Origin of the sequence: Acinetobacter sp. AL9 (assembly GCF_041464035.1) — a bacterium.
Lineage (GTDB): Bacteria > Pseudomonadota > Gammaproteobacteria > Pseudomonadales > Moraxellaceae > Acinetobacter > Acinetobacter towneri.
The window spans coordinates 1-7,950 of record NZ_JAYFSK010000082.1; the positions used below are offsets into that span (position 1 = coordinate 1).

General features: G+C 40.5%; 4 protein-coding genes. 2 read left to right on the forward strand and 2 right to left on the reverse strand.

Annotated features, from left to right (window positions below; genetic code table 11):
- Window positions 1–156 precede the first annotated feature (156 nt).
- Window positions 157–1,527, reverse strand: a complete 1,371-nt coding sequence (locus tag ACEO2X_RS12735; RefSeq protein WP_180005902.1) for a phosphomannomutase CpsG — start codon at window positions 1,525–1,527, stop codon at window positions 157–159.
- A gap of 213 nt (window positions 1,528–1,740) precedes the next feature.
- Here ACEO2X_RS12735 and ACEO2X_RS12740 point away from each other — a divergent pair, with 213 nt between their 5' ends.
- Together ACEO2X_RS12740 and ACEO2X_RS12745 are read left to right on the forward strand one after the other, a co-directional pair.
- Window positions 1,741–2,979 carry a hypothetical protein gene (locus ACEO2X_RS12740; protein ID WP_180005903.1) on the forward strand — a complete coding sequence of 413 codons (1,239 nt, stop codon included), beginning with the start codon at window positions 1,741–1,743 and terminating at the stop codon, window positions 2,977–2,979.
- A 166-nt stretch (window positions 2,980–3,145) separates the two neighbouring features.
- Window positions 3,146–6,493 (forward strand): SNF2-related protein, encoded by a 3,348-nt coding sequence (locus ACEO2X_RS12745; RefSeq protein WP_371972105.1) that lies wholly within the window; start codon window positions 3,146–3,148, stop codon window positions 6,491–6,493.
- 17 nt (window positions 6,494–6,510) lie between these two features.
- Here the strand turns inward: ACEO2X_RS12745 and ACEO2X_RS12750 are convergent, their stop codons facing one another.
- Entirely contained in the window at window positions 6,511–7,800 is a 1,290-nt protein-coding gene (locus ACEO2X_RS12750; RefSeq protein WP_004970273.1) for a type II toxin-antitoxin system HipA family toxin, read from the reverse strand.
- Between the last annotated feature and the right edge of the window lie 150 nt (window positions 7,801–7,950).

A 7,950-nucleotide genomic window follows, 5' to 3' on the forward strand; every position in this document is an offset into this window, starting at 1 on the left:
CCTAAAATACAAAAGATAATCATTTAAATCTCTAATAAATACCCACCTTGCCACTACTGAATCGACATAGACAAAATGAGAACTTATGCAAATATTTGTCTATATTTTTAGTTATAGTTAATTACTCCCATTTTTATATTGCTTTGATTTTTCAGATTAAGCTTGAATCAATTGCGTCAACTCATCCACATAGTCCTGCATCGGGCGGGGATTGTGGTCACGACGGCTTTCAATATTTAAGCGCAATAAAGGCTCGGTATTTGACGCACGCACATTCAAACGCCATGCCCCAAAGTCAAGACTCACGCCATCGGTTTGGTCAATTGCTGGGTTTTGGCTAGCATAATGCTCAAAGATTTTTTGGATGGTGGCTTGAGTATCGGCCACTTTAAAGTTAATTTCCCCCGAACATGGGAATTTGGCAATCATTTCTTCGACCAGACTCGATAGCGATTCTCCTGTTTCAGACAACACAGAAAGCACCAATAACCAAGGAATCATGCCGCTGTCACAATAGGCAAAATCACGAAAATAGTGGTGTGCACTCATTTCACCGCCGTAAACAGCATTGTGTTCACGCATTACATCTTTAATAAAGGCATGCCCAGATTTAGATTGAATCGCTTCACCCTGATATTGAGCGACCACATCAAAGGTATTCCAGACTAAACGTGGGTCATGTACGATTTTCTCGCCTGCTTGTTTGAGTAAAAATGCCTGTGCCAATAAGCCGACAATATAATAGCCTTCAATAAACTGGCCTTTTTCATCGAACAAGAAACAGCGATCAAAGTCACCATCCCACGCAATGCCCATGTCGGCTTGATACTCTAATACGGCATTGCGGGTACTGTCACGGTTTTCCACTAAAATTGGATTCGGGATACCATTGGGGAAGGTGCCATCGGCATCATTGTGAATTTTGACAAACTCAACAGGGATATTCAGAGCTTTGAATTTTTGCTCAATTGCATCGACCACATGTCCTGCAGCGCCATTGCCTGCATTCATGACCAGTTTCATTGGGCGAATTTTGGTAGGCTCGATATACGTCATTAAATGTTCAATAAATTGAGGCAAAATATTGTAGCTTTGAGTGCTACCTTTGTGCTCAACTGGGGTAAATTCGCCCGATTCTGCCAAAGCCTGAATGTCTTTTAGGCCGGTATCGGCACTAATCGGACGTGCATTTTCACGTACCAGTTTCATGCCGTTGTAGTCCATGGGGTTATGGCTGGCAGTTACTTCAATGCCACCTTGCACGTCTAAATGAAAGGCTGCGAAATAGACTTCTTCTGTGCCTGTCATTCCCAAGTCGAGCACATTGACCCCTGCATCATTTAAACCACGAATGGTGGCCTGCTTTAAGCCTTCGCTGCTAAGGCGAATATCGCAGCCAATTACAACGGTTTTAGGTTGGTAAATTTGTCCGTAAGCACGACCAATTTTATAGGCGATGTCTTCATTGAGTTCTGTGCCCAATTTTCCGCGAATGTCATAGGCTTTAAAACAGGTTAATGTGCTCATGTATTGTCCTAAATATTTGGAAAAATCGTATTGCTGCCTATGATAATCGAACTGTGTGTAATGTGCTGTATAGAATGGAAGATCAATTGCTTGAAGATGTTTCAGGTCAAAGACTATGGATGAGAAAAGATGTGGTGATGGGCAAAGATGTTTTTAATGAGTAAGAAGTTGGTTAAAATACGGCTCAGACTTATGTGTTCGATATGATTGAAGATGGAATTACAGAAAAGTACTTTAGAGCCAGTGCAGAAACTTTCTGCGCCACAGAAAAAATTTCAGAAATTATGCCAAAAAATTGAGCAGGAACAGCTACGTTTGAATGAATGGCAGACCGCACAAGCCGATATTCAGGCACGTGCCAGCCGTGAAATTTTACCGACTTATGCGCAATTGCGTGAAGTTATATTTCAGCAAATTCAACAATTGCTTCAGCAAAAACAACAAAAAGTGACGGCAGCCCAGCAAACTAAGCTGGATCAAAAAATTGAGCAACTCAGTTTACAACTTTTGGATTCGCAGCAGATGTCTACCGAACAAGTTCAGTTTTTAACAGAATTGCTGAACAGTTATGGGCATCATATTGAATTGCTAGACACAGATGATGTGGATTTAAGATCTGAAGCTAAAACAGCAACAGAGTCAGAAGACGAAAATGTTGAACAATGTGAACAAAATAGTTTTGAACATGATGAGTCTGAACAAGAGCGCTTGGCACAGCTCAAGCTAGAAAGTTTGAAGCATTTTCTTTGTGAAGAATATGACCTAGATTTAGATTTTTTTGATTTTCAGCATGATCCATTAGATTTAGATGACTTTATAAAAAAATTTGAACAAAAAATGCAAGAACAAGAGGAGCTGGATTTTTTAAGTCAGTTGAGTAGTGCGCAAAAAGCTTTTGCCGAACAGCAAATTGCCCGTGAAAAAGCCAAAGCAGCAAAAAAACAGCAACAGCGTGAAGAAGCCAAGAAACTAGCAAATCAGTCCATTAAAGCGATTTACTTAAAAATTACAGCGTGGATTCACCCAGATCGTGAGCAAGATGAGCAGAAAAAACAAGAAAAAACCGTATTGATGCAGCAAGCCAATCAGGCTTATGAAGCCAATGATTTATTGACATTGTTAAATTTGCAAATTCAGTTGGGTCAGCAGCATAATTTGTCTTTCGCCAATCAACAATTAAAAGCGTATAACCTGCTTTTAGAAGAACAGTTAGAAACTTTGCAAATGCAAGTGGATGACATTATTTACTCTTTTAATTGGAGTCAGTTTTTATATTCTAACCGTAAAATTAAAGTGCAGGATTTGTATCGAAAATATGAGCAAGACTATCGACATGTTCAACAAAAATTAGCTCGAGCGCAAGAGATACTGGAAAAATATCAAGACCTTAAACAATTAAAGCAATTGATGCGCAGTCAATATGTGTGGGAAATGCATGCTGTGATGATGTAGACATATTGAGGTTTGGCTTTGAATGTTTATGCAAAAAGTAGTCTTTATTTACAATATTCCTTTTGAGTGAATCCAAGTTATGCTCAGGTTGGGCCGTTCGGCTACTATTCTGAAATGATACCTTTGTCCGTTATAATTGTATAAACATTTTTAGTGTCTGGTAATTATGTCCTCATTGATCAATTTTCTATCTCGCTTTAGTACAGCAACTCTTCAGCGCAGTCTGAGCTATGCTAAACGCATTGATAGGGAAACGATTGAGTTCTTTGAGGAAAAAGACGGGGTTACGATGTATGCCCAAATTGAAGGGACAGATTATTACGATACTGCAATTACCTATAATCCCCAAAAAGACCGTTTAATCGATGACGACTGCACTTGTCCAGTTGGATATAACTGTAAACATGCTGCTGCTTTAGCGCGGTTATTCTTTCAGGAATATCGCCAGGAATTTCAGCAGCGTTATGCTGACTCTCAATCCCCGCAGGGAATCGCAAAACGCCTACGGGGGGATGATCAGGCACAGCGCTGGTTGAATGATTTTAAACGGTATTTACAACAGACTGAACCAGAGCAATCTGTCAAAACAAACAATTATTTAATTTACCTGTTAGATCAGTCTGTCAGCTTAAAGAAATTGACAGTTGATGTTCAGAAGGCCAGACGCAATAAAAACGGCTCAATTGCGGGGGAAAGTTATTATACCCAATATGAAAATATCACCAGAAAGCATCTGACTTTACCTGAACAAAAACGACAATTATTTAACCAGATTTATTATTATGCCAAAATAAACAGTGACGAACGTTTTTATCAAAGCAATCTTGATATCTCCGGAATTTTATTGGAGCATTTCAAATCTTTTATTCAAAGTGGCGATGTGTACTGGCAAAAAAAGAGCCATACTGCACTTCAATGGTCAGAACAAGGCTATCACATCGAACTGATCTGGCAACAAGGTGTAAACAAACAGACAGAGCATTTAAATATTGAATTGGTCAATGGTGATATTCGACTCGATTTAAAATCAAATCCACATATCCAAATTCTCGCTAGCCAGCCACCGTGTTATGTGGATATTCAACAGAACACGGTGGGCCAGTTATATGGTGAATATACGGCAAATCTTCTGTACCATTTTTTACAGATGCCTGCTCTTCCATCTATGCTCTTGCCAGAGTTTGAGAAACTGACTCATCAATATTCAGACGTGAAAAATCTGCCTCAGCCCGAGTCTATTCAGCATATTGATGTCCTTGAGGGTAGTCCCCAGCCAATTTTACGCTTCGGTGTTTTAGATAAATTTGATTGGAAATGGGAAGAATCTGTTTGTGCTGAAATTGAATTCTCCTATGCAGGCGGGCGAATTAAAGCAGGTACATCAGGTGACAGTTTCATTGGTGAGCAGCATGACAAAATGGTGCGACAGCTTCGGGACTTAGTTCAGGAACAACAGTCAATCCAGCGTTTACAGCTATTGGTCGAATCACTGAAGTGGGTGAAAGATCTTAGTTATGACCAGCAATTAAAACTGGATAAACAACGTCTCGATTCTATGGTTTTTGCTTTCTATGGAGACTGGATCAAACAGCTGATGCCCATCAATCAAATTGAGTTGATGGGCTGGCAGATAGAGCATCTGGAAAACAGCCCCTTTAACCTGCAATATGTTGAAAATTTAAATATTTCTATCACTGAATCTGAAGGCCAGCAGGACTGGTTCAATATCGGGGCGACGGTTCAAGACAGTGCAGGCAATTCTTATAATTTACTTGATGCGCTCGTAGCTTTGGTGCGAGTAAATCCTGATTTACTTGATCCGCGGACTTTTATTCATCTGCATGACAGTCAAATTTTCACCGTGAAAACTGCAGTTGATCAACCTGATTTGGCGCTATCCGCTAGGGATATTAAGCCGGTATTATTGCATCTGCAGAGCATTTTACAGCAAGAAGAGCGCAGTATTGATCGCTATGATGCGAGTCAATTATTAGAATTGCAGCATAATCTTGGGATGACATGGCAGGTCAGTGATCGCCTGCAGAAATTTGTACATAAATTCAAACAAGGCTATCAGCAACAACTGCCGACACCACAAGGTTTTCAGGGGGAGTTGCGTCTATACCAGCAGCAGGGCTTAGGCTGGTTACAGTTTTTAAGGGAAACCCAGCATGGCGGGATTCTGGCAGATGATATGGGCTTGGGGAAAACAGCACAAACTTTAGCCCATTTACTCATGGAAAAGCAGGCTGGATATTTGCAGGATAGTCCCGCCTTAATTGTTGCACCCACATCGCTGATGCATAACTGGTTCAAAGAAGCGGAGAAATTTACCCCAGAGCTCAAGGTATTGCTGCTACAGGGGCCCGATCGCCATCAGTATTTTGAGCAGATTCCGCACTATGATATTGTGTTAACCACCTATCCGCTTCTGGCGAGAGATGAAGAGCAACTAAAGCAATATGAATATCATCAACTCATTTTGGATGAGGCGCAGAATATCAAAAATCCGCGCGCCAAAGCTGCACAGGTAGTACGGCAATTAACAGCGCGACATCGTCTATGTCTAACCGGTACACCTATGGAAAATCATTTGGGTGAGCTGTGGGCACTATTTTATTTCCTGATGCCAGGATTTTTATATTCACAAGAAATTTTTAATAAAAAGTACCGTCATCCGATTGAAAAGCGCGGTGATGAGCAGTTAAGACAAAAGTTGGTCAACCGGATTAAGCCCTTCATTTTACGTCGCTTGAAAACTGACGTAGCCAAAGAGTTGCCAGAAAAAACCACGATTGAAGTCAATATTGATATGAATGACCAGCAATCCAAGTTATATGAGGCTGTTCGTGCCACGATGCAGGCAAGCATTCAGAAAATTGTGGCAGAAAAAGGCTTTAAACGTAGTCAAATTCAAATTTTAGATGCCTTACTGAAGCTACGTCAGGTGTGCTGCCATCCTAGCTTACTAAAGCTGGATTCAGTGAAAATTGGGCAGGCGCATTCTGCCAAACTTGAACAGTTGATGGATATGGTCGTTCCAATGGTGGAAGAGGGGCGAAAAATTCTTATCTTCTCTCAGTTTACCTCAATGTTGGAACTGATTGAACAACAGTTCCATCACGCAGAAATTGGCTTTGTGAAGCTGACTGGAAAGACCAAAAAGCGAGATGAAGTCATTACAGCGTTTCAGTCTGGACAAGTGCCGGTATTTTTAATCAGTCTGAAAGCAGGAGGGGTCGGTTTGAATCTAACTGCCGCAGATACGGTCATTCACTATGATCCATGGTGGAACCCTGCTGCTGAAGATCAAGCTTCAGATCGTGCATGGCGGATTGGACAGGACAAGCCGGTATTTGTCTATAAGCTGATTACTAATAAAAGCATAGAAGAAAAAATTCTTGCCTTACAGCAAAATAAAGCAGAACTGGCACACTCTATTCTAAGTACAGATCATGAAGGCGAAGCGAAACTGACGGAAAATGACGTGATGAACTTGTTTGAGAAATTTTAGTTTGGTTTCAGATTACCCTAATCATCTGTAAGTATCTGAAAGTCCGGATGCAATTTTTTCCAATGTTCTCTTAATTTTTCTTTATGAACAGAAATCATAGGTAAGTCTAGTAATAGCACTGGCCATACCGACCGTGCTTTGTCCATGATCGCGTGAAGTTGTTTTTCAATAACACGCCATGGAACACCGACTTTTTCAGCCCATTGTTCAAAGTGTTTCATCTCAGCTAAATACCAATCTTTATTTTTGGCAAGATTTAAGGCGAAATGACGCTCATTTTCAATATATACACTTGTCATCAATATATCGTATGCAGGGGATAATCTTGGCGTTGTTTTATCGTGATAAATCATACTCCAGTTCTTTAAGTGTGCATCTCCATTGGCGAGTAAAATATTGACGAGTAAACGGCTGGCAAATTGCTGAATATCAAAAATTTTGTTATCTGAATAGTGATAAATGATCTTACCGATCTGCTCATAATTTGTGGTGCTGTATTTCTGGTGTGGATATGAACCAAAGATCTGAGCAAAATCTTCAATATGAATAAGCTCTGTAGTATTAGCAGTACTCTGCCTATCGAATCTCTTAATTGCAAAAGCATATTGCTCTTGGGGTAGATTTAATGGTGGAAGGTCTTGTAAGAGTGCCATATCTACCAAACGAATCTCTGGGATATCTATTCCGACCATTTTGGCAAGGATCATCATAGAGTATTCATTCAGCGGAACAAAAGCATGTCTGGTAGAAGGAGTTTTGACAATCCAATCACCGAGTAGGCTGGATTCCGTTGCCTGTGCTAATGTAAAACGCCCATCTTTGGCTTTCATGGAAAACTTCATTTGGACGCCAGCCAAGGAAAACTTATTATTTGTCCGAATCTCTTGTTTTAATATCTGATCTGGATTCGAGATCTGAAGCTTAAATTTTATTCCATCTGGGATTTCTTCTGGATCTACTGGGGTTGCAATCAGTGCCCCAGGTAAGTCATGACCTAAAGCTGCCAATAACTGAAATTCATTGTCTATATGTATTTTGAGGCTTTGTGCTATGAGTTCGCGTAATGCACCTTCTGGTAGCAGATTTGATAGCAAGGGGTGTAAGCGCTGATGTGTAACATAGGTCTTTTCTAAAATCTTATCCGCTTGAGGATATAAAGGGGAAGTAAGCAAGCTCAAGGTCGGACGTTGCTGATCCAAGTGAAAAGAATCTGTGAAAACCAGAATATTTTTTCCGCTCTGAAATCCTGCCAAGTATCCAACGACAACGTGATGTAATGTTAATTTCAGGACTGCAACAGTATTCATGGTTCCTGTTCCTTAAAATGTATTCAAACATAGTCAAGGACTAATTCGCACTCTGTTAATGTCTTGTTGCCAAGCGTGTAACTAGAGCCTGAGTCGGTCAGTTCCGACTTGTAGCGGTCAGTCCGTTCTTGCAATATACGCTTTACAGTT

Bases quoted from the DNA above. Each gene is read 5' to 3' on its own strand.
- ACEO2X_RS12745 (WP_371972105.1), top strand. From the start codon at position 3,146: ATGTCCTCATTGATCAATTTTCTATCTCGCTTTAGTACAGCAACTCTT.
- ACEO2X_RS12750 (WP_004970273.1), bottom strand. From the start codon at position 7,800: ATGAATACTGTTGCAGTCCTGAAATTAACATTACATCACGTTGTCGTT.
- ACEO2X_RS12735 (WP_180005902.1), bottom strand. From the start codon at position 1,527: ATGAGCACATTAACCTGTTTTAAAGCCTATGACATTCGCGGAAAATTG.
- ACEO2X_RS12740 (WP_180005903.1), top strand. From the start codon at position 1,741: ATGGAATTACAGAAAAGTACTTTAGAGCCAGTGCAGAAACTTTCTGCG.